Raw genomic sequence first — 18,843 nt, forward strand, 5'->3', positions numbered from 1 at the left:
TGTCAAGCCGTCTGCGTGACCGGTGGAGCGGAGGTGAACAGCCTCTTGTCACGCAGCATCGCCCACAGCACGTCGACCCGGCGCCGGGCCAGCGCGAGCAGCGCCTGGGTGTGCAGCAGCCCTTCAGCGCGCTTTCTGAGGTAGTAGTCCCGGGACGGCCCGGGGCGCATCATCGCGGTCTGGGCGGCCAGGTAGAAGATGTGCCGCAGGCGTCGGTTGTAGCGTTTGGGCCGGTGGTAGTTGCCGGTCCGGCGGCCGGAGTCCCGGGCGACCGGGGCGAGGCCGGCGTGGGAGGCGAGGCGGCCGGCGTCCTTGTAGCCGCTCAGGTCGCCGACGATGGCGATGAACTCGGCGCCCAGGATCGGTCCCATGCCGGGCATGGACTCGATGATCTCGGCGCGGTTGTCGGTGCGGAAGGTCTCGCGGATCTCCCGGTCGTTGTCCTTGATCCGCTCGTCCAGGGTGAGCAGCTGGTGGGCGAGGTCGCAGACCAGCTTCGCCGCCCGCTTCTCCCCGGGCAGGGCGGTCATCTGCGACTGAGCGGCCTCCACGGCCTTGGCGGCGACGTCGGCGGCGCCGCGGACCTTGCGCCGTTCCAGCCAGGTCGTCAGCCGCTTGACGCCGATCCGGCGAAGGGCGGCCGGGGTCTGGTACTCGGTCAGCATGACGACCGGGCCCTTGGCCGCGGAGTAGTCGAAGGCCCGTTCCAGAGCAGGGCAGATGCCAACCAGGAGGTCACGGAGCCGGTTGACCAGTCTCACCCGGTCGGCGATCAGGTCGGCCCGGTGGTTCGTCAGGACCTGGAGCGTGGTGACCAGCTCCGGAGGAGTACTGAGCGGAGCGAAGTCCCGACGCATGCGGGCCTGGTCGGCGATGACACGCGCGTCCTTGGCGTCGGTCTTGCCCTCGCCCTTGTAGGCGCCGGACATCCGGTTGACCGTCCGGCCGGGCACGTGGACGACTTGCTGGCCGTGTGCGATGAGCAGGGCCAGCAACAGGGTCGAGGCCCGGCCGGAGATGTCCACCGCCCACCGCACCTCGCCGGCCCGCTCGCGGGCAGTCCCGATGAGGGCAAGGATCTGGGCCTCATCGTTGATCACCTTCGTCGAGAACAGCGTCTCGCCGTCGCCATCGATGGCCACCGCCCAGTGGTGTCCCTTGCCGGCATCGACGCCGACCCATATCCGCTCACAAGACGTGCTCAAGCCCGTCGCTCCGTTCCACCATGACCAGCATCTTCGTGGCCCGGAGAACACTCCGCCGACAGGTCCCTGACCAGCGATGACCGCAGTTCTCAATCAGTGGTCGGAGCATCCCGGAGGACCGGGCGGCCATTCTCCCTGAGCCATCAACGGCAACGCCTCATCAGCCACACCCGGTCCTCCCGGACCGCCAACATTCTTAGGGCGCCTCATGACCACCAGCACGAACCAGACCTTCTCCACACCGGGCACGGACGCCACCGACCGCAGCGTCGCCCTGGTGCAAAGCGCCACCCGCCGTACGGTCGGCCGTCTCCAGGGCGGCTACCGCCAGGACGTCGCCTCCGCAGTGGCCGCAGTGGCGCGGTTGCGCCGAGAAGCAGGCCGCGACCCACACGTCTCCCCCACCGCGTGGGGGCTCGACGACTTGGAGGACCTCTCGTTTCTCAGGGACGCGGAGCAGGAGACGGAACAAGACCGCAGGGGCGACCTGGCCGCGCCGCAGCACTTCTCGGCCCGCGCCAGGCAATGGGTGGAAGAGCGACAGACTCAAGAGGAACGGGCTGTGCACCTGGCGGTGACCCTCTGGGCCCTGCACCAACAGTCCATCCGCGACGCCCCGATGCACCAGAGCAACTGGCCGCTGGGACGCGCGGTCCGGCGGCTCGCCCACGGCATGACCGGGACCCAGGATCAGCTTGAGGCTGCCGACACCGGCAAGGGCGGCTCCGGAGGCGAGCGGCACCCCGTCGAAGAAGCCAGCGAGACCATCCGCAAGCGTTTCGTGCGGATCGGCACATCGACGGACTTCGACACCCTCAGCGGGCGTCTGCGCCAGATGGTGCTACTGCTGCGGGCCGCGCGCATCCCCTTGGACTACGGATACCTCGCGGGCCAGTTCCTGCTCTGGCAGAGCGAACCTCTCCAGGACGGCGTACGGCGTGCATGGGGGCGCGAGTTCCACCTCGCGTACGCGAGGCAGCCCTCGGCCGAGGACGCCCAGGCCGAGTGACACCCCGCCACAACCCGCACAACCAACCATCTACGCGCACTTCGACGGCCCACGAGCAGGGCCCGAGCAGAAATGGATCTACGGTGACCCGAACCATCCTCGACATCCACATCCTCCAGACCGTCCCGCCGAGCAATCTCAACCGCGACGACACAGGCACCCCCAAGTCGGCTCATTTCGGCGGGGTGCGGCGAGCGCGCGTCTCAAGCCAAGCGTGGAAGCGCGCCACGCGCCGGGCGTTCGAGGACCTCCTGCCCCCGGCAGACCTGGGCGTGCGGACCAAGAAGGTGGCAGCCGCGCTTGCCGAACGGATCGTCGCCCGGAACACGCATCTGCAACCGGTGTCCGTGCAGCTTGCCACCGACGTGCTCAAAGCCGCGACGGGCTCGACCATCGACGTGCCGAAGCGCAAGTCGAAGACCGTTGAGGGGGAGGAGGGAGTCCAGGCCCCTGAATCCTCGTACCTGATGTTCTTGAGTGCGCGGCAGTTGGATGCCCTCGCCGAGCTGGCCGTCACCGGAAGCGGCGAGGATGGAGACCCCAAGGAACTCAAGAAGTTCCTGAAGGAGAACAAGGCCCACGCCAGGCAGGCCGTCGACACTCGGCACTCTGTCGACATCGCCCTCTTCGGCCGTATGGTCGCCGATTCCGCCGACCTCAACGTGGACGCGGCCACACAGGTGGCCCATGCCCTCAGCGTGCACAAGTCGGACATCGAGTCCGACTACTACACGGCGGTGGACGATCTCAGCCGGGAAGACGAGACCGGTGCGGGAATGATCGGAACCATCGACTTCAACTCAGCCACGCTCTACCGCTACGCCGCCGTGGACGTCGATCAGCTGCGACGCAACCTCGGAGACGGGCTGCGCGAGAACGAGTCGCCGACCACCCCGGTGGAGAAGGCAGTGGGAGCCTTTCTGGAAGCCTTTGTCACCTCCCTGCCGACCGGAAAGATCAACACCTTCGGCAACCACACGCTTCCCTCAGCGGTGATCGTCAAGCTGCGCAACCGCTGGCCCGTCAGCTTCGTGGGGGCCTTCGAAGAACCGGTCCCCAAAACCTCGACGGGTGGATACGTGCGGGAGAGCTGCCGGAAGCTCGCCACGTTCGTGCCCGACCTGGAGCGGCAGTACGGCATCGCCGACAAGGAGCAGAGCTGGGTATTCCGCGTGGGCGAGGAGACGAGCGCCCTTGGCGAACTCGGCACGGAGGTGTCACTGACAGAGCTCGTGCGCGAGGTCTGCGAGGCGGTGGGCCAGCGGCTGGAGACCAGCGTATGACCGCGCTGCTGCTCCGGCTGGCGGGCCCCATGCAGTCCTGGGGTGCAGCCGCCCGCTTCGCCCGCCGCACCACGGAGAACGCCCCCACCAAGAGCGGCGTGCTCGGCCTGCTCGCCGCCGCGCAGGGCCGGTCCCGTGCCGCGGACCTGTCCGACCTGGCCGCGCTGCGGTTCGGCGTGCGGATCGATCAGCCCGGTTCCCGCATGCGGGACTTCCACACCGCTCACCACGCCGACTCCGGCAAGGCCATGCCTCTCTCAGAGCGGTACTACCTCACCGACGCGGTGTTCATCGCCGGGGTCGAGGGCGACGCCGCGCTGCTCCACCGTCTGCATCGCGCCCTCCTGGCGCCGTACTACCTTCCCTACCTCGGGCGCCGATCCTGCCCGCCCTCACGGCCCGTCGAGATGGGGCCGCCCGTCGACACCTCCCTGGAAGAAGCGCTGCGCGGCGCCCCCTGGCAGGCATCCGACTGGTACATCCGGCATCTGGAGCGCACTGCCCGAGCCAGCGGCAGCTCATCCGGCACGGAAGCGCTGGATCTCCTGCTGGACTGCCCACCCGGAGAGACTCCCCACCTGTCCCTGCGCGATACGCCGGCCAGCTTCGACCCCCGCCACAGGCGCTACGAACTGCGCGGATTGATCACCGACCGGACCACCGCCGCGTCCCACGACCCGACCACCGGCCTGCGCCCGGTGGGCCCTTCTGACGAGGGCACCACGGAGAGCCTCCCGAGGACCATCTGATGTACCTGACGCGCTTCCGCATCAACACTGCCCGCACCGAAGCCCGGCGGCTGCTGGGCTCACCGCACTTCATGCACGGCGCGGTGAACATGGCCTTCCCCGACGCGCCACCCCGGGACGAACACGGACCACGCGTGCTGTGGCGCCTCGACCACACCCCCTCCGGCCGACCCGACCTGTTCATCGTCAGCCCCAGCAGACCGGACCTGACCCACCTCGTCGAGCAGATGGGTTGGCCCACCCTCCAAGAGCCGGGGTGGTCCATCTTCGCCTACGAGGAATTCCTCGCCACCCTCAAACAAGGAGACACCTGGGGCTTCCGTCTCACCGCCAACCCCGTGCACCACATCCGCAAACCGGGCAGCGCCAAGGACGCCCCCACCAAGCGGACCGCCCACCTGACCCCCAAACACCAGCTCCAGTGGCTCCTCCAACGGCAGCAGAGCGCCGGGTTCGAAGTCACGCGTACGCCCGAGGCACGCCGCCTGCTGCCCGGACACGATGACGATCCCGGCGACAAGTACGAGGTGATCGTGCACAATCAGGTGCCGTACCAGTTCCGCAAACGCAACACGCGCTCACGAAGCGAAGTCCGCTTCGTGAGCGTCACCTTCGACGGCCGGCTGCGGATCACCGACCTCGACGTGTTCCGCCGCACCCTCACCCACGGCCTGGGCAAGGCCAAAGCCTACGGTTGCGGCCTGATGACCCTGGCCCCCCTGCGGTGAGCGGCACCGTCAGCCGCCGGGCCACCTCCACCCCTCACCAGCTGTACAGGGTCAGAGACCGGCTCTCCTTCATCTACCTGGAGCGGTGCACCGTCCACCGCGACGACAACGCGATCACCGCCACGGACACCGACGGTGTCACCCACATCCCCGCAGCGACCATCGGAACACTCCTGCTCGGACCTGGCACCCGCGTCACCCACCAGGCCATGTCCGTCCTCGGCGAATGCGGCGCCGCGGTGGCCTGGGTCGGCGAGCACGGCGTGCGCTTCTACGCCGGCGGCCGAGCACTGACCCGCTCCTCCGCGCTGGCCGAAGCACACGCGACCGCCTGGGCCAACCGCCGGAGACGATTGGAAGTGGCCCGGGACATGTACCGTCTGCGCTTCCCGGAGGAGAACCCGGCCGGACGCACCCGCGATGAGCTGCTGCGCATGGAAGGCCGCCGCCTCAAGGAGTGCTACCGCCGTGAATCCACCCGAACCGGCGTTCCCTGGCGGCGCCGCGAGTACCACCACGGGGACTTCTCCGCAGGCGACGCGCCCAACCAGGCCGTGACTGCTGCCGCGCAATGCATGTACGGCATCGCGCACGCAGTCGTCACCGCCCTCGGCTGCTCCCCAGCACTGGGCTTCGTCCACTCCGGCCACGAACGCTCCTTCGTGCTGGACATCGCCGACCTCTACAAGACCGATATCGCCATCCCGGCTGCATTCGACGCAGCAGCGTACGGTCCCGACGACGTGGCCACACGGACGCGACGGGCTCTACGCGACCGCATTAACGAGACATCGCTGTTGGACCGCTGTGTGCGGGACATCAAGCAACTCCTGCGCTGCGACGAGGCCCGAGCCGACGACACCGCAGAAGGCCAGGACAGCGTCACCTTGCAGACCGACGGGGACCTTCACGTGGCAGGCGGGCGGAACTACGGGGAAGACCCGATCTGGTGACCGTCATCGTCCTGGCCAACTGCCCCGCCGGGCTCCGAGGCTTCCTGACCCGCTGGCTACTGGAGCTCTCCCCCGGCGTCTTCCTGGGATCCCCCTCAGCACGCGTACGGGAGATGCTGTGGGCCGAGGTATGCCAATACTCCGGCCAAGGCCGCGCCCTGCTCGCCTACCAGACCAACAACGAGCAGGGCTTCACCTTCAAGACCCACGACCACAGCTGGCGCCCCATCGACCACGAGGGACTAACACTCCTACGCCGCCCAAACCCCATCCAATCCCCTGCAACCGCCCCCACCTCCAAGCCCCCGAAACTGGGCTGGAGCAAGGCCGCCAAACGCCGCCGCTTCGGAAAGAGCTGATGGCTTTGAGTAGGAAGATTGACTATGTCGGAATTCGCTGTAGTGGGTAAAAATCGACGCTCGGCGATGTGAAGCCCCTGGTCGCGGCCTGTGGTCCCCGCGCATGCGGGGCTGTTCCCTGTTCGGGCTTGAGGTTGCCCGCCCTTGCCATGTGGTCCCCGCGCATGCGGGGCTGTTCCCACGGACGCCGCCGCGAACACGATGGCGTACTGGTGGTCCCCGCGCATGCGGGGCTGTTCCCCAGCTCTCCCCCTCGACGCCGAACGGCGAAAAGTGGTCCCCGCGCATGCGGGGCTGTTCCCCGTGATTATCGCGGGCTTTAAGTTCAAATGGCGTGGTCCCTGCGCATGCAGGGCTGTTCCCTCGTAGACGGCCACGATCCGTCGACGCTGCTGGGGGGTCCCCGCGCATGCGGGGCTGTTCCCTGGGTCGACGGCCCTGGTTGGCGTGCCCTCGCGTGGTCCCCGCGCATGCGGGGCTGTTCCCCCGAGACCCCACCCTCCGAGGGACGTAGTGAGGTGGTCCCCGCGCATGCAGGGCTGTTCCCTCGTCTCCTCCGTGCCGACCGACCGCGCTGCGGTGGTCCCCCCCCCCCCCCCCCCCCCGCATGCGGGGCTGTTCCCAACGCCGAGCTGATGGCGGAGTGCCTGCGCGTGTGGTCCCCGCGCATGCGGCGCTGTTCCCGCGACCCTCCGTTCAGCCTTCCCGCTCAGTCTGTGGTCTCCGCGCGCATGCGGGGCTGTTCCCCAATGAAGCCAATCAGCCGCCCCCACACCCCTGTGGTCCCCGCGCATGCGGGTGGCAGCTCTGCCCCGGCGCACACGGAAGAGTCGTGCTCCCACAGGGGCCAGGACAGGGCCCGCGTGGAGAAGTCCCTGGCCCCGCATGCAACGCAAGACTGCGGCATCGTCCGTTCACCTCGACACGCGCGGCCGACGTCAAAGGCTGCTGATCAGGTGCCGTGTCGACGGCGAGCGCTCGATGCGATACGTCTGGTAGAGCGCCTCGACCGCGGCTGGGGGAAGACCTATGGGCGACCACGGCGGCATGCATTTGTATGCCACCAATATGATTAAAGGCTCTCTGGGGCTTATTGACGTAATGAGAGGAGTTCGCGACACCACGATCGCGCTGTCTTCCGAAATCGGGGGGCGCCAGAAAGGAATGGCCGGTGACGATGATGCTGGCCATCATTTTTCCAAGGTCTACATGCCAGCGGCAAAGACGACCCTGGATCAATTGGGTTTCAGCGCCTACGTGGTAGGTCAGACTGGCGCTGGCCTCATGCGCACAGCCAGAGAGTTCATGGCTCAGGAGGATAAATTTGTCGCCGCTATCCTGGGTAAACAACAGGACCTGACGGCGGGTATGGCTGATCCTAGCGACGGATGTGACGAGGAATTCCTCAATCGCGGACAAGAGCTCCCTGACGTGGTCGGCAACACAGCCTGGCACCATCAATATCTCGCTTCCCAGCGCTTTAGGGGTGACGCGGATAAAGCGAGAGATGTGGCCACCTCTTGGCGAAAGGCCGGCCAGATGCTTGATCGCCTCCTCGACGCAGCGCAGAGCTGCGCCAAGGCGTCCAACAAAGCCCATGGCGGTGAGGCGGCAGACGCTTTCGACCGCTATTTCAAACGATGTGTTGGTTTCACAGCGCCGCCGGACAGGGCACAGGCCGAGGAGACGCTCGTTGCAAATCTGGTTGCGGCCTGCCATCAATTGGCGAAGGCATGCGATAAATACGCGGGACACGTCGACAAGGCGTACCAGCAAATCAGCGCAGATAACTCCAACGTCTTCCATGTTGACAACCCTTTTGATAATCCCAGGTGGGGTGGCAACGGCAATGATGGGGGTCTCAATGACGCGGTGTTGGGCGACCCGCACATACATCAATTGGGAGACGTAGCTCAGGCTCTTGATGATTCGAAGAAGCGAGTTCACCTCCCGAAGCCAGACGGGTCTCTCGGGTTCCCTTTTCCGTTCGTTCCCCTGCCTATTCCCCGCATTCGCATACCGGCAATGCAGTTGGCAAGCTTCAATGGTGTGGATCCGAACATTGCTGCTCGGGATCCCATCCCGCCCGATCCAAATTCGGGCCACCGCTTGCTGACCCCCGGGGAGGAGAATAGGTTCCGATCATGGATGTCCTCTCTTCCTGCCGGGGGTTTTGCAGGTGGCGGCGGGCTAACGAAACCAGACAATGCCTACCAGTTGAGGATTTCCGGCTACCCCGAACGTGAGGTACCCCTGCCCGCACACGCCATGGGCGCGAGTGGTAGGGGATTGATGGTGGACGGCCTGCGCCCTGCAGACGGCTATGCTGTCGAGGCGAAACACGTGCGTAACCCTAACTGCCGCACCAACCCTCGGACCCTTGACTCCGTCGACGAGACATTGGCCACCGAACCGCGTTTCGATGACAAGGGACGGATGCGTTTCAACCCACGCATAGATTCAATGTACCCGGGTGATGAAAAGGAGCTGCGGAGATATCACGCGGCGATGGAGGACCCACGCAACAAGGAGATCCGAGGGCTGGAGGTCGTTACAAACGACAGGAAAGCTGCCGCTTACTGGCAGAGCATGATGGCCATGAGCGGGGTAAAAGGTGATTCTCGATACGTACCGTGAGGCAAGAGGCATGAGCGAAGAACCCCAGCGTTACACCTTTATTTTCACCCCACCCGAAGAGGATGCCGGTTGCTGGAACCTGAACCTGCAATCTTTCTCCCAAGCACTGAACGAGACGTTCCCTGACTCCTCGAGTTCACAGGAAGAAGGCGCCTTGGGCCCTCGACGAGCTCAGTCACTCAGCTTCGAGTTGGAACTCATGCCCAATGAGTGGCTGGAGGGCATAGTAAGTACGCCTTTTCCGCAGACCGGGTCAGTCGTGCTTGAACTGGCAACACCAGTTCAAGGTGCTGCGTTTGCTAAATGGCTACGGGATGCTTATGTTCCTCCCTCCGCTCCGATCGAGGTTATCATCGGGTTGGCGCTGGAAAACGGAGTGGAAGATGTGCGAACTGTTCCGCCGACCGGCGACCTATCCAGCATTGTGAGAGAGCTGGAGGAGCACATTGCCCTAGTGGAGGAAGAGACCCGCAGTTGACAGGGAGGGCGTTCCCGAGTGGGCGTAACGTGCTTCGCCTGGACAAACGTCGTGGCGCGAGAGCGGGGTCGGGACAGTCAGTAACGGCTCGATGTTTGCACACTCCCACGGGAGACCGGACATGGGACGGTATACCCGTCGTCGCGTATGGCGAGGGCCACACGGACGGCTCACGCGAGTCTCCAGCCCTGAACAGCGAAGCGTGCGGATCGCATCGGCAGCCAGCCCGTCTCCATCAGCGTTAGATCGCCACAGCCGGGCATCAGGGCCGGTGGCCGTGGTCTTGCTCTTTGAGACTCATCGCCCCTGCGAGGGGTACCAACCTGTGGCCGGTCCTCCCGAAAATGCAGATGGAAGGGCGCCCTCATTGCCCCTGCGAGGGGCACCAACGACTTGATGGCGGGATGCGATCATTTGTTCAGTTTTGAGCACGCGGCACCAGCCGGGTCCGCCCCTCCACCCGCCGCTACGGCGCAAATACGCAGCTCAGCACCATGTGCGCGACCAGCCATGTTTTGTTGCTCCTGCCGGGGACTCGAACCTGCGGCGACGGCGCTGAGACCATCACCTGGCCCCGGGCCGGGAGAAAGAGGCGCCTACAGGGCAGCGGTCAGGCTGCCTGGCTAAGCGGCCCTGAGACTGTCAGCTGGACGATCGATTGGCATGCCCCTGGTACGGACGGCCAGGCTTCCGCGTGCACAACCACACGGAAATCCTGGGAAACCCGCAGGTACACGCGGGAAGTCCAGCCAGCCCCGGATTGACCCTGACCAGGGTACTGATCCAGGTCAGGGCCCTCTCCGCCTACGGAGTGGAGAGTACGCCCCGATCAGTTCACCGCGTGACCGGCGGACCTTGAAGTACGGCCCAGTCTCGGAAGTCAACGGCGTGGTTTACCCGTAGCGATCCGGTCGCTCAAACGACCGAATTGGGTGCCACGCCACTAGCGGGTCTTGGGCGCCCGTCTCCCGAAGCCCAATCTGCTTCTTTGCCGAGTGAAGCCTGCCACCGCTTGCCGACGCAGGTGTTCACCGATCGCCGGGTGCAGGTTTTTACCAGCAGATGCCAACGATATTTGCTCCTGCGGCTTTGCTTTCTTCCCATCTGCACGTGCTTATGGGTTGGACGTGACGATTCCATTTGTATGCACCCGTCGAGGGCTCGCCGGGGCGGCATCAGACGCCGTTCCACCTGGAGCCTTGCCATCGAGAGGCACGCTGTGGTCGAGACATCGTTCAACCTCGATCAAAAAAGAATAAGAAAAGAGGAAGTTGGTCGCCAAGAGGAAGTGGATGGCCAGGCTTTATCCCCGCCTGCCGATTTGCAAGGCGAGACCGGCTTGCATGGAGGGAAAATGTGAGGATGCAAAGCGAATGGGTCTGGTCTGACGATATGGTGTCGTGACCGCATGCAGCCGACCGATGGCGGGCTGTCATAGCGGTGGCTCCGGGCCGCATCCCCGGAGCCACCTGTAAGGCCATCGACAACCAAAGGAAGGTTGGAACGTGACCCTCAGAGAAAACCGGGAGCTGGCGTTTACTCCCCCGGAACTTCCCCTCGGGATTATCCCTGCCCTGAGCGCTGGTGAAACCCGTAACGCTGCACTGGTCGATATGCGACTGTGTGCGAGCCTGCTGATCGTCGTCATCATCCTGGTGGCCGCCATTGTCCTCCTGCCTGCGGCGTCGCCGTCAGGGGAGAACATCCCTGGCACATGGGCGGCGGTTCTCTCCGCGGGGCTGAGCCTGGTCGGTCTCTCCTGCCGCAGCTACCTCCGCATCGTCCGCTTCCGCCGGGGCTGAGCCCCCACCCCTGGGTGGACGCCATCGCAATGCGTCCACCCAGGATCGCGACTGATGGCGCCCCGGGAAGTGGGCGACCACACCCGGGGTTGGCGAAGGGAACCTCCGATGGCAGTGCCATCACCACAACCACGATGCGCCTTCTGCGGGAAGGACATCGAGCGATCAAAACGGGGCGGGCGCCCGAAGGACTACTGCAATCCGACATGCCGGCGCCGGGCACAGCGCCTGCGCGACCGTCAACGGCGCGCATCCTGGTCTCCGCGGACTTCTTGGAAGGTGATCACCCACGACCTGTCTGTCCGCGCTCAGCAGTTGCATGCTGTCAGCTGCGATCAGATGCCGCTAGCGGTGGTGCTGGAGTGGGCCGCACGTCTGCATGAGGATGCGGACTGCCTCGCTGCAGTGGCGGTCGACACGGTGCGACAGGACGGATGGGCCTGGACGGAGATCGCGTCCGCGGCCGGGCTGAGCGAAGCATCCGCCCGCGCCCGGTGGGGTGGTGGGCGCGCCTCCCGCCTAGTGGCCGTCCGCGTACCGCCGTCCTCCGCCCGACCGGCATCCTGCGGCCAGTTGCTGCCAGCCGTGTGCACCGAGCCCAGCCTGCAACTCGCACTACAGGAGGCGCTCGGCGCCGCTCAAGAGCTCGGTAGTGCTCTGCGCACGCTCCTTGAGCAGTCCGGTATCGGCCTCCGGCGTGTCTCGGCCGTCACTGGATTGCCGCTCCCGGTGATTACCTCCATGATCGAGGGCCGCATGGTGGCCTCCTGGCCTGAGACTTACATGCTGTCTCACGCTCTGGGAGGTGAGCCGCAGGATGTGCGGCTGCTGTGGCAGTACGCCCGGGGTGACCAGGCACCCAGCGACATGAGGGACAGGGCCGGGCAGCTGGGCGCGGCACTACGCGGTGCCCGGCTGGCGGCGGGGCTTCCTGATCTCAACGCGAGCTGCCCTGCGCACCTGGACGCGGCCGAGGTGCGGGCTGCCTTTGAGGGACAAGCGGTACCGGACTGGCCCGTGTTCAGGGAACTCCTTGTGGAACTAAGGGCGGACCCATCGAGGTTCGAGCCTTTGTGGGTGGCTGCACGAACCGCACAGCGTGCCGTACGGGAAGGAGAGCAATGACCGTGGGCGAGAACTACGACTGTGCGTCCTGCCCGCCCTCGTTCCGGCTGGAGTTCGCGGCCTTCTGCGAAGCGAACCGGGATGCGTATCTGCGCTACGCGCAGGTACGCATCGAGGACCCGGCGGAAGCGAAGCGCTGTGTGGATGCGGTGTTCGATGCCCTCGGCGCGCGCTGGATCGCAGTGCTACGCAGCGAATGTCTGGCTGCTCGAGTCTGGGGGGACTTGCGCACCGAAGCCGGTTACCGTGAGAGCGGTGCAGCGGGGCGTGCAGGCAAGTTCCACGCTGTCCTGAGGGAGGACCAGGCCGACATCATGGTCTTACACCGCCACCTCAGACTGCCCGTCGGTCATGCTGCAAGCCTTATGGGTCTTGCGGACCACGATGCCCGCGCCCTGCTGAGAGGCGCCGAGCGGGAGCTCGCCAGCCTGCTGGAGTGCTGAAGACGCCTGAGCGACCTGGCGCACACCTGCCTGACCGGGTGTGCGCCGGCGGGCAAACACACTCACTGAGCAGGGTAACAGCCCCCGTGTGCGCCCTTTTGAGCGACTAGCTGACCGCTTCGCGGACTCCTAGGATGAGCCCTTCCATCCAGGACAGCTAGCCCACGCCAGGGCTCACGGGAGCGTGCATGGCCTACGGGGAGAAACCCCAAACTCACTTCATCGACACCAACGAAGCCAGTGCCGCGCGCATGTACGACTGGCTTTTAGGAGGGACGGAAAACTATGAGGTCGACCGGGATGCATGCAGTCAGCTTCTGAAGATCGCGCCCAGCAGCCAGCAACTGGCCCGCACCAACAGAGACTTTCTCAGGCGTGTGGTGCGCATCCTGGCCTCTGAGAAGAGGATCAGCCAGTTCCTCGACCACGGATCCGGCCTGCCCACTCAGGACAATGTGCACGAGGTTGCGCAGCGGGCCCGCCCCGGCGCCAAAGTCGTCTACGTGGACAACGACCCCATGGTCCTTGCCCACGCCCGCACCACCCTAGACGACAACCAGAACACCATGGTTCTCGACTACGACATGCGACGCACGCGCGACATCAGGCGGGCCACCGAGGGGTTCTTGGACTGGGACCGGCCCATCGCGGCCCTGTTCGTATCCGTGCTGCACTGCCTGCCCGACACTGACGACGAACGCGACCCGGCCGCCCTGACAAGAGCCCTCGCCGATCATCTCGCGCCTGGCAGCTACATGGTGATCTGCCAGCTGGTCAGTGACGACCCCGCTGTACGCCAGGGCGTCACCCAGCTCATGGCAGAGGCCACAAACGGCAACTGGGGGAGGGTACGCGAAACCCGCGATGTACGTCGGCACTTCGACCACCTGGAGATCGAACCACCAGGATTGGTTGATGTGATCGACTGGCGGCCGGACTCCCCGCCGCCCCCCGCTCACCTTCGGCCCACGGATTGGGTTGAATGGGGTGGCGTCGGCCGCGTCCCCGGGTGAATCACGGCGACGAAGCCGCCCTGCAAGGGCCGCCTGCGGCCCTTCAGCGGACTACTCCGCAGAGGCCAGTGCCTCCCAGTGATCGATCGCTCGGTCCAGCGATGTAGTGCTTTCCTCGCGGTTGTAAGCATTCGCGCGCACGTTGACCAGCAGCTTGCGGTACTTGTCGAGCTGGCGCTTCTGCGTGACGTAGTTGGCCCCGTCAAGGTGTTCGACGTAGGCCAGCTCCTGACAGTCGACGTCGGGCAACTTCAGGTGAAAGATCGGATAGGGGGGCACCATGGCCTGCTTGCGAACGATCCGAACATTGACGCGGTTCGTCAGCGTCGCTTTGAGCAGGAACTTCATCTGCTCGGCCATCACGCCGGCAGTGCCGTACGGCCGGTAGAGAACCTCCTCGGCTATGAGCGCCGCCAAGGTGGGAACACCCTTGTCAAGGATGACCTGCCGCTGCATCCGAAGGGCGACGACACGGTCGACCTCAGGATCCGAGAGGCCGACTTCCATCATCCGAACAAGCGCCCGCGCGTATGCCTCGGTCTGCAGCAGCCCCGGCACCACCCGGGGCTCGAAGACGGAGATGCTCTCTGCGGACCCTTCCAGACGGATGAGACGCTTGAGGAAGTTGGGTGTCACGTCGGCGAAGCGAGCGTAGAGGTCCGCATTGCCGGCCTGGGCCAGAAGCTGGTCCAACTGGCTCTGCTGCTCGCGGGAAAGACCGTAGAACGCCGCAAGGTCGTGAACATCCCGAGGTTTCGCAGGGCTCTCGCCTCGCTCCAGGCGGCTCACCTTCGATGTGGAGGCCCGGATCACGTGCGCAGCGTCAGCAAGGGTGTATCCGAGACGCTCGCGGTGCAACCGCAGCTCATCCCCCAGCAGCCGACCGGCGGGTCGCTGCTCGTCCGAGGCCTGCATGCGGACGACTGACGCGTCGATCTCCAGCCGGGCCTTGCGAGCGGCGGGCATATAACACTCCGAAGGGACAGGGAGAACCAGTAATTTCACCCCAGAATGCCGGGAGCTGACCCGCCGCCACAAGCTATGGCCAAAGCGTGACCATGAGTCTCGCCACTAGGCGGTGAGGTGGTCGAACTCCGACCCCTTCGCGCCTTCCAGGAACGCCAGCAGCTCAGCCTTGGTGAAGACCAGGGCTGGCCCCTCAGGGTGCCGCGAGTTCCTCATGGCGACATCCCCGTCCGGCAAGCCCGCTACTTCGATGCATTCGCCGGCCCCCACGCTCGCCTGCGCCTTCAGCCAGGTAACGCCCATGATTTCGCCCGCCGGGACACCGTTCATGATCGTCATTGCCACCCTCACTCACTTCTGGTCGTAACGATCGGACCCCGGTGCACACGATTCCCATATGGGAATCGGTGTCGCCGTCCATGCAAGGGTACGTGGATCAACCCTGGCGAACATGCCCCCGAAAGAGTGCAGTTCGATTCAGCTTTGTTGATTGCCTTGTTGACCGCGCCGTTGTAGAGAAAGCGCTCCATACTGCCGACGAGTCGAGGAACCGCCCCGCTGCCCGCACCTTGCGCCACTGCCCCAACTCGCGCCCTTCCAGGGGCCATGCGGAGTACGCCCCTCCGGGCGCAGGTGGTCAGCGCCCAGCGAGACCGGGGGTCTACTCGCTTGAACCCAGGTGACTCACCGGCCACCAAACGGTTCGTAGAACGGTCGCCCGGCTGCGGCGTGGCCGGGGAACCAGTCTCTTTCCCGGCGAGCATGCTGCGGGCGTCGAGATCCACTTCGAGTTGGATGTCCGATGCCTACGCTGCGCAGTCAAGGGCCTGCAAGCCTGTAGGCCTCTTCAATTACGATGAGGGCCCCAGACCCGTACTGGATCTTTCGTTTCCCATCTGTGGTGTGCCCTGCCGGGGGCACCAGCGAGAAGGCCCCGGACCGATCATGGTCCGGGGCCTTTGACATCCGGACCCGACATCGACGCGGGCGGTCAGCCACGGTCAGGACCGTGCCGGGCGCCTGCGCTGTGACCACCGCCCGTCGCGCAGTCCGTGGCGTGGCGGCGCCGCGTGGCCCCGACGGGCAGGAAGCCAAGTGCCGTCCGGGCGAGTTCGCCGCTCGGGAGGGAGTGCGGCAGACGGCCGGGGGACGTGCACGAGTGGGGGGGGGAGGCGTTCCCGTTGATCGGCGGCGTCTCGGGGCGCAGCCGGTTGCCCCCACGCGGACTGCCTGCGCCGCTCAGGGGATCCGAGCGTGATGGTCCAGCAAGCGAGTGAGCAACCGCACCAACTGGTCGCGTTCGGCCGGGCTCAGCGGGGCGAGCAGTTCGTCGTGGAGGTCGTCCAGGACCTTGTCGAGGAGGCGCAGTTGGCGGCGGCCTCGGGCGGAGATGGTGATGATGTTGCGGCGTCGGTCGTCGGGATCCGGTGCCCGTTCGACGAGGTCGCGCTCGGCGAGTTCGTTGAGCACGCTGACCATGTCGCTGCGGTAGATGCCGGAGCGCCTGCTCAGCTCCGCCTGGCTGGCCGGTCCGTACTCCTGGAGTGAGGCGAGCACGGCGTAGTGCCACTTGCGGGCGTCGGCCCGGGCCAGCCCCTCGTTGATCAGCCGGTCCGACCACATGGTCAGCTGTGACAGCAGGCGGCTGGCCCGCCGACGCAGCCTGTCGGGTGTCTTGAGGGCGGCGTCGTCGGGCACGTCCGCAGAATCGGCTCTGATCACGGCACCAACCCTATCCGTTGCGTTAGTCCGACTAACGATGTACGTTCACTCGGGCCCGAAATCATTAGTGCGGCTAACGCTAATGGGGTGAACTCCTAGGAAGGAAGCTCTTGCCCACCAAAACAGTGCGGATTCCCACCACGGACGGCCAGGCCGACGCCTTCGCCGCCTTCCCCGATCGTGGCGAGCGGCACCCGGGGGTGCTGATGTACGGGGACGCCTTCGGCATCCGGCCCGTACTGCGGGAGATGGCCCGCGAACTGGCCGGGCACGGGTATTACGTACTCGTCCCCAACTTCTTCTACCGGCACGGCCCGGCACCGGTGATCGACCTGCCCGAGCACATCGGAGAAGAGGTCCGGCCCGCGGTCATCGCCCAGCTGATGCCGTTGATCGAGGCGCACACCGACGAACGCATCGTGAGCGACGCGGATGCCTACCTCGGATTCCTCACCGCTCAGCCCGAGGTCAGCGCCGGGCCGGTCGCGGTGACCGGCTACTGCATAGGCGGCCTGCTGGCGATGCGCACCGCCGCGGCCCACCCCGGCCAGGTGGCCGCCGTCGCCGGATTCCACGGCCCTGTGGGCGCCGACGGGCCCGACAGCCTGCACCGCCTTCTCTCCCAGCTCACCGCCGAGGTTCACCTCGGCCACGCCGAAACCGATATGACGCCCGAGGCCCTCGGCGAGCTCAACCAGGCCCTGGACGCGGCAGGTGTCGACTACACCTCCGAGATCTACCCCGGCACCGTCCACGGCTTCACCATGTCCGACACCGACGCCTTCGACCCCTCCGGACTACAGCTCCACTGGGACCGCCTGCTCCCCCTCCTCGACCGCACCCTGACCAACAACTGAGGCCTCCGGCCCAGCTGGGAGTTCTGACGTCAGGCACATCGAATCATCGCGCTGACGGAACAGGCCCCCACGTGACAGGGCCGACCGGGCGGCGGAGCCGGCATCGGACCGGACCTCCACCGCGAACGCCCTGGCCCGCCGCTGCGACTTGCCGAACGCGTCGGTTCGTACGGACCCCCGGAGCGAACGACGACCCCCGACAGGAAGCCGGATCAGGTCACGCTATTTGGAGCCGTCGAAGGGGAAGCGGAGGAATCCATGCCAGCGGAAAGCCGAGCTCGGCTTGGGGTTTGTGTAGGTGACGGTGCGCACCGTGTCGTTGCCGCTGTGCAAGCGGATGTCGACCTTGATCTTCCTGAGTGCCCAGGTGAAATCCCGTTTCGAGTTGTTCCAGTCCACCAAGAAATGCGTGGCTTTCGGGGCTTTCCGGCTGAACGAGCGAAACCACCGCTGCCAATCGAGGGAAAGCGACATCACCGCTGGCACGGGAGAGAGATGGGCGGGGGTCAGATGGCGGTGAGGCGTTCGGCGGTTTCCCAGAGTTGGCGTTCGCGTTGGGGGTTGTAGGACTCCTCCGACGAGTGGGCCACGCGGTTGCGGTCGACGTAGGCTCCGGTCGGTGCCTGGGTGGTGCCGAGGGCGAGGCCGGCGAGGTGACGCCCGGCGGTGGTGCGGGTGGTGGCGAGCGGGGTGAGGGCCAGCGCGGGCAGGAGGCGCCGCATGGCGAACCGGGAGAGGGGATCCGCCTTCCGGGCGAGGCCGGTGCCGGGAACGAACCCGGGGTTGTAGGCGATGGCGTCGATGCCGGCCGGCAGGCGGCGTGCGTACTCGTGCACGAGGTAGATGGTGGCCAGCTTGCTGGTCGAGTACGCGGTACGCCCGGCGGCCGTGGAGCCCGGTTTGGAGAACGCGCCTGTGCGGGCGAGGACGTCCGGGGAGTGCCAGACCGGGCCGGGAACCATGCCCATGTTGTGCTTCATGTCCCCGAAGTGCGTGTCGCTGGTGGTGATCACGATCCGCGCCGGCCGGGTGAAGCGGTCCTGGAGCAGGCGGATGAACAGATGGTTGGCGAGCACGTTGACGGCGAAGGTGGACTCGAAGCCGTCGGGCCCCTCGGTGAGCGCGTTGGTGTACTGCGTACCCGCGTTGCCCACGAAACCGCGCAGTGGCGGCAGTTCGCCGTGCTCCAGCCGGTCACCGATCTCCGCGATGGCCGACCGGACGCTGCTGAGCGAGCCGAGGTCCGCCGCGACGTACGACACGGCGTGCCCGCCCGCGCCGAGCTCCGCGGCGAGCCGGGGGCCTGAGTTTCCGCGGGCGACGACGAGGAGATGCACATTCGGCGACCGGCTCAGAATGCGCTCCGCGGCGGCGCGGCCTATCCCGCGGCTCGCGCCGGTCATCACGATGGTGGACTGCATGAGAGGCCCTTCATTGAGCGGTCGGCGGGCGCCCGCTGGCGCACGCCAACGCTTGCCTCTCCCGCCACCGCCGACCAGTGCCGTCCCCGTCAC

18 protein-coding genes and 1 CRISPR repeat array are annotated in these 18,843 nt (G+C 66.1%); of the genes, 12 read left to right on the forward strand and 6 right to left on the reverse strand.

All coding sequences use genetic code 11. From position 1 onward, the window contains the following. Positions 1 to 2: 2 nt before the first annotated feature. The gene (locus tag ACQEU8_RS33435; protein ID WP_433107803.1) at positions 3 to 1,205 is read right to left on the reverse strand and encodes an IS110 family transposase; all 1,203 of its coding nucleotides are present in this window, start codon (positions 1,203 to 1,205) and stop codon (positions 3 to 5) included. 208 nt (positions 1,206 to 1,413) lie between these two features. Between ACQEU8_RS33435 and casB the strand changes: the two genes are divergently transcribed. The 11 genes from casB (at position 1,414) to ACQEU8_RS33490 (ending at position 13,784) form a co-directional block, all read left to right on the forward strand. Then, positions 1,414 to 2,214 carry a type I-E CRISPR-associated protein Cse2/CasB gene (gene casB / locus ACQEU8_RS33440; RefSeq protein ID WP_433107805.1) on the forward strand — a complete coding sequence of 267 codons (801 nt, stop codon included), beginning with the start codon at positions 1,414 to 1,416 and terminating at the stop codon, positions 2,212 to 2,214. A gap of 83 nt (positions 2,215 to 2,297) precedes the next feature. Continuing rightward, positions 2,298 to 3,497, forward strand: coding sequence for a type I-E CRISPR-associated protein Cas7/Cse4/CasC (cas7e, locus tag ACQEU8_RS33445; RefSeq protein ID WP_433107807.1), 1,200 nt, complete (start codon positions 2,298 to 2,300; stop codon positions 3,495 to 3,497). Then, entirely contained in the window at positions 3,494 to 4,246 is a 753-nt protein-coding gene (gene cas5e, locus ACQEU8_RS33450) for a type I-E CRISPR-associated protein Cas5/CasD (RefSeq protein WP_433107809.1), read from the forward strand. Before cas7e ends, cas5e begins: the two co-directional genes overlap by 4 nt. Next, positions 4,246 to 4,974, forward strand: a complete 729-nt coding sequence (cas6e, locus tag ACQEU8_RS33455) for a type I-E CRISPR-associated protein Cas6/Cse3/CasE (protein ID WP_433107811.1) — start codon at positions 4,246 to 4,248, stop codon at positions 4,972 to 4,974. Before cas5e ends, cas6e begins: the two co-directional genes overlap by 1 nt. Then, positions 4,971 to 5,927 carry a type I-E CRISPR-associated endonuclease Cas1e gene (gene cas1e, locus ACQEU8_RS33460; protein ID WP_433107813.1) on the forward strand — a complete coding sequence of 319 codons (957 nt, stop codon included), beginning with the start codon at positions 4,971 to 4,973 and terminating at the stop codon, positions 5,925 to 5,927. Before cas6e ends, cas1e begins: the two co-directional genes overlap by 4 nt. Further along, positions 5,924 to 6,286, forward strand: a complete 363-nt coding sequence (cas2e, locus tag ACQEU8_RS33465; RefSeq protein ID WP_433107815.1) for a type I-E CRISPR-associated endoribonuclease Cas2e — start codon at positions 5,924 to 5,926, stop codon at positions 6,284 to 6,286. Before cas1e ends, cas2e begins: the two co-directional genes overlap by 4 nt. 90 nt (positions 6,287 to 6,376) lie before the next feature. Further along, a CRISPR array of direct repeats spans positions 6,377 to 6,834; the repeat unit is 29 nt; unit sequence GTGGTCCCCGCGCATGCGGGGCTGTTCCC. A gap of 481 nt (positions 6,835 to 7,315) precedes the next feature. Continuing rightward, positions 7,316 to 8,923, forward strand: coding sequence for a restriction endonuclease fold toxin-2 domain-containing protein (locus tag ACQEU8_RS33470; protein WP_433107817.1), 1,608 nt, complete (start codon positions 7,316 to 7,318; stop codon positions 8,921 to 8,923). Positions 8,924 to 8,933: 10 nt separating this feature from the next. Beyond that, complete coding sequence (locus tag ACQEU8_RS33475) at positions 8,934 to 9,401, forward strand: hypothetical protein (protein ID WP_433107819.1); 468 nt, start codon at positions 8,934 to 8,936, stop codon at positions 9,399 to 9,401. A 1,613-nt stretch (positions 9,402 to 11,014) separates the two neighbouring features. Then, entirely contained in the window at positions 11,015 to 11,203 is a 189-nt protein-coding gene (locus ACQEU8_RS33480) for a hypothetical protein (protein ID WP_433107821.1), read from the forward strand. A gap of 1,127 nt (positions 11,204 to 12,330) precedes the next feature. Beyond that, entirely contained in the window at positions 12,331 to 12,771 is a 441-nt protein-coding gene (locus ACQEU8_RS33485) for a hypothetical protein (RefSeq protein WP_433107823.1), read from the forward strand. Between the two features lie 188 nt (positions 12,772 to 12,959). After that, positions 12,960 to 13,784: an SAM-dependent methyltransferase gene (locus tag ACQEU8_RS33490; RefSeq protein WP_433107825.1), complete on the forward strand. Its 825-nt coding sequence runs from the start codon at positions 12,960 to 12,962 to the stop codon at positions 13,782 to 13,784. 51 nt (positions 13,785 to 13,835) lie between these two features. Here ACQEU8_RS33490 and ACQEU8_RS33495 read toward each other — a convergent pair whose 3' ends face one another. The 3 genes from ACQEU8_RS33495 to ACQEU8_RS33505 all read right to left on the reverse strand — a co-directional run bounded on the left by ACQEU8_RS33495 (position 13,836) and on the right by ACQEU8_RS33505 (position 16,472). Beyond that, positions 13,836 to 14,750, reverse strand: coding sequence for a helix-turn-helix domain-containing protein (locus ACQEU8_RS33495; protein WP_433107827.1), 915 nt, complete (start codon positions 14,748 to 14,750; stop codon positions 13,836 to 13,838). 105 nt (positions 14,751 to 14,855) lie between these two features. After that, a complete protein-coding gene (locus ACQEU8_RS33500) occupies positions 14,856 to 15,089 on the reverse strand; it encodes a DUF397 domain-containing protein (protein WP_433107829.1) in 234 nt (77 codons plus the stop codon). Positions 15,090 to 15,989: 900 nt separating this feature from the next. After that, positions 15,990 to 16,472 (reverse strand): MarR family winged helix-turn-helix transcriptional regulator, encoded by a 483-nt coding sequence (locus ACQEU8_RS33505; protein WP_433107831.1) that lies wholly within the window; start codon positions 16,470 to 16,472, stop codon positions 15,990 to 15,992. A 110-nt stretch (positions 16,473 to 16,582) separates the two neighbouring features. Here ACQEU8_RS33505 and ACQEU8_RS33510 point away from each other — a divergent pair, with 110 nt between their 5' ends. Beyond that, positions 16,583 to 17,329: a dienelactone hydrolase family protein gene (locus ACQEU8_RS33510; protein WP_433107833.1), complete on the forward strand. Its 747-nt coding sequence runs from the start codon at positions 16,583 to 16,585 to the stop codon at positions 17,327 to 17,329. 222 nt (positions 17,330 to 17,551) lie between these two features. On the opposite strand, the gene ACQEU8_RS33515 is transcribed toward ACQEU8_RS33510, so the two are convergent. Both ACQEU8_RS33515 and ACQEU8_RS33520 read right to left on the reverse strand, forming a co-directional pair. Next, on the reverse strand, positions 17,552 to 17,815 hold the full coding sequence (locus ACQEU8_RS33515) for a hypothetical protein (protein WP_433107835.1): 264 nt from the start codon (positions 17,813 to 17,815) through the stop codon (positions 17,552 to 17,554). A gap of 20 nt (positions 17,816 to 17,835) precedes the next feature. Beyond that, the gene (locus ACQEU8_RS33520; RefSeq protein ID WP_433107837.1) at positions 17,836 to 18,750 is read right to left on the reverse strand and encodes an SDR family NAD(P)-dependent oxidoreductase; all 915 of its coding nucleotides are present in this window, start codon (positions 18,748 to 18,750) and stop codon (positions 17,836 to 17,838) included. Positions 18,751 to 18,843 lie beyond the last annotated feature (93 nt).

This window comes from Streptomyces sp. CA-250714, from assembly GCF_050936705.1.
Classification (GTDB): Bacteria; Actinomycetota; Actinomycetes; order Streptomycetales; family Streptomycetaceae; genus Streptomyces.

What these genes read in the sequence shown, in the direction of transcription:
- ACQEU8_RS33475 (WP_433107819.1), top strand. Translation starts at nt 8,934, where the DNA reads ATGAGCGAAGAACCCCAGCGTTACACCTTTATTTTCACCCCACCCGAA.
- cas5e (WP_433107809.1), top strand. Translation starts at nt 3,494, where the DNA reads ATGACCGCGCTGCTGCTCCGGCTGGCGGGCCCCATGCAGTCCTGGGGT.
- ACQEU8_RS33490 (WP_433107825.1), top strand. Translation starts at nt 12,960, where the DNA reads ATGGCCTACGGGGAGAAACCCCAAACTCACTTCATCGACACCAACGAA.
- ACQEU8_RS33470 (WP_433107817.1), top strand. Translation starts at nt 7,316, where the DNA reads ATGGGCGACCACGGCGGCATGCATTTGTATGCCACCAATATGATTAAA.
- casB (WP_433107805.1), top strand. Translation starts at nt 1,414, where the DNA reads ATGACCACCAGCACGAACCAGACCTTCTCCACACCGGGCACGGACGCC.
- ACQEU8_RS33500 (WP_433107829.1), bottom strand. Translation starts at nt 15,089, where the DNA reads ATGACGATCATGAACGGTGTCCCGGCGGGCGAAATCATGGGCGTTACC.
- ACQEU8_RS33480 (WP_433107821.1), top strand. Translation starts at nt 11,015, where the DNA reads ATGCGACTGTGTGCGAGCCTGCTGATCGTCGTCATCATCCTGGTGGCC.
- ACQEU8_RS33520 (WP_433107837.1), bottom strand. Translation starts at nt 18,750, where the DNA reads ATGCAGTCCACCATCGTGATGACCGGCGCGAGCCGCGGGATAGGCCGC.
- ACQEU8_RS33495 (WP_433107827.1), bottom strand. Translation starts at nt 14,750, where the DNA reads ATGCCCGCCGCTCGCAAGGCCCGGCTGGAGATCGACGCGTCAGTCGTC.
- cas6e (WP_433107811.1), top strand. Translation starts at nt 4,246, where the DNA reads ATGTACCTGACGCGCTTCCGCATCAACACTGCCCGCACCGAAGCCCGG.